The organism is Chitinimonas sp. (assembly GCF_041904975.1).
Lineage (GTDB): Bacteria > Pseudomonadota > Gammaproteobacteria > Burkholderiales > Chitinimonadaceae > Chitinimonas.
In genome coordinates, this window is record NZ_JAYRLZ010000420.1 from 1 (window position 1) to 2,392 (window position 2,392).

The 2,392-nt window shown below is 56.8% G+C and carries 2 protein-coding genes and 1 pseudogene; all 3 read right to left on the reverse strand.

The genetic code is table 11. The annotated features are described in order from the left end of the window. Window positions 1-215, reverse strand: a pseudogene (locus ACE3OH_RS21665) (3-deoxy-8-phosphooctulonate synthase); the annotation flags it as partial. Window positions 216-303: 88 nt separating this feature from the next. Beyond that, complete coding sequence (locus ACE3OH_RS21670) at window positions 304-1,959, reverse strand: CTP synthase (RefSeq protein ID WP_374358186.1); 1,656 nt, start codon at window positions 1,957-1,959, stop codon at window positions 304-306. Between the two features lie 200 nt (window positions 1,960-2,159). Further along, window positions 2,160-2,392 (reverse strand): putative PEP-binding protein (locus tag ACE3OH_RS21675; protein WP_374358189.1); only part of this gene is annotated, 233 nt, incomplete at its 5' end.

The following is a 2,392-nucleotide window of genomic DNA, read 5'->3' on the forward strand; positions in this document are numbered from 1 at the left end:
CCTTCATCCATGCCAAAGCCGCGAAACGATTTGCCGCTGGAGCGATTGGCCTTGTCGAAGCTGGACTTGTAGATAAAGGGAATACCCAGCTCACTGGTGATTTCCTTGAGCTGGCCGGCGGTATCGATGGCGAATTGCTCGCCTTCAATGACACAAGGGCCGGCTATCAGGAAAAAAGGCTGGTCCAGCCCGATATCAAATCCGCATAGCTTCATGATGAACCTCTTGAGTGGTGTAAGGTGAAATGCGGACGGTATGTCGAAACACAACGACACCGGCCACACTTCACTTTGCAGCGCTAGATCAGCAACTCAGGCCTTCGCGGCCTTGCTCGCGCGCATAGCTGATGGCGGCCTCGATATAGGCCTTGAACATCGGATGGCCATCGCGTGGCGTCGAGGTGAATTCCGGGTGGAACTGGCAACCGAAGAACCAGCGATGCCCTGGCAACTCGATGGTCTCGCACAGATGGTTCGGATCGGTCGAGCGACCGCTGACCTTGATGCCAGCCGCTTCCAGCCGCGGCAGATAATAATTGTTCACTTCATAGCGATGACGATGGCGCTCGTCGCGTATCAGGGTGCTGCCGTACACGGTGGCAGCAAGCGAGCCAGGCTCAAGCGCGCATTCCTGCGCACCGAGGCGCATGGTGCCGCCCATATTGGAGTTTTCGTCGCGCTGTTCGATCTGACCATCGCGATTCACCCACTCGTCGATCAGCGCCACCACGGGGTAAGGCGTGTCGAGCGCAAACTCAGTCGAACTGGCGCCAGCCATACCGGCCTTGTGGCGAGCAAATTCGATCAACGCCAGCTGCATACCCAAGCAGATGCCAAGATAGGGCACATTGCGCTCGCGCGCATATTCGATCGCACGAATCTTGCCTTCCACACCGCGCTTGCCAAAGCCGCCCGGCACCAGGATCGCATCCATATCGGCGAGGCTATCGAGATCGCCGCTTTCCAATTCTTCCGAATCAAGGTAATGAATCTTCACCTCGCTGCGGGTGTGGATGCCGGCATGCTTGAGCGCCTCGATCAACGATTTGTACGACTCGGTCAGATCGACATATTTGCCGACCATGGCGATGTTGACTGTCTGGCGCGGATTTTCAACCGCGTCGACAATCTTGTCCCACACGCCCAGATCGGCTTTTGGCAAGTCCAGCTGCAACTGCTTGCAGATGATGTCGTCAATACCCTGCTCGCTCAGCACCCGTGGAATCTTGTAGATGCTGTCCATATCCGGACAGGACACCACGGCTTTTTCCGACACATTGGTGAATAGCGCAATCTTGCGACGCTCATCATCCGGCACCATGCGATCGGCGCGGCAAATCAGCACATCAGGCTGGATGCCGATTTCGCGCAATTCCTTTACCGAGTGCTGGGTCGGCTTGGTTTTGATCTCACCGGCCGCGGCGATATACGGCACATAGCTCAGATGCACGAAGCAGGTGTTCTCACGCCCCAGCACCACGCCCATCTGGCGGATCGCTTCCAGAAACGGTAGCGACTCAATATCGCCCACCGTGCCACCGACCTCGATCACCGCTAGCTCGGCACTATTGGCGCCCTGGTCGATAAACAGGCGGATTTCGTCGGTGATATGCGGAATGACCTGGACGGTCTTGCCCAGATACTCACCACGACGTTCCTTCTTGATCACCGAGTCGTAGATCTGGCCAGTAGTGAAGTTATTGGCCTTGCGCATCTTGGCCTGGATAAAGCGCTCGTAGTGACCGAGATCCAGATCGGTTTCGGCGCCGTCTTCGGTGACGAACACTTCGCCATGCTGCAAGGGGGACATGGTGCCCGGATCCACATTGATATAGGGATCGAGCTTCATCATGGTGACTTTGAGGCCACGCGACTCAAGGATGGCCGCAAGTGACGCGGCGGCGATGCCTTTGCCTAAAGAGGAGACAACGCCGCCGGTAACGAAGATGTACTTGGTCATGGCTGATTATGACTAGTGGTAATTCCGCATTTTACACCGAAGGGCCGTCAGGCCCAACTACATCCGGTTTTTGCGCCCTTGCTTCAACCTATCCTCCCTCAGAACACCAGTCCCAAACACTGCAGGCGCGCTCGCTGCAAGCCAGCGTGCACCAAAGCACAAAGGCGTCCGCAGACGCCTTTGTGCTTTTTCAGCCCTACTTATTGGCTTGCCAATTCCTTGGCCAGATACAGCCAGGTTTCCACCACCGTATCCGGATTCAGCGACACGGTTTCAATGCCCTGCTCCACCAGCCATTTGGCAAAGTCAGGATGGTCGGACGGGCCCTGGCCGCAGATGCCGATGTATTTGCCCTGAGCACGGCAGGCCTTGATAGCCATGGCGAGCAAGGCCTTTACCGCTTCGTTGCGCTCATCGAACAACGAGGCGATCG

Bases quoted from the DNA above. Each gene is read 5' to 3' on its own strand.
- ACE3OH_RS21670 (WP_374358186.1), bottom strand. From the start codon at position 1,959: ATGACCAAGTACATCTTCGTTACCGGCGGCGTTGTCTCCTCTTTAGGC.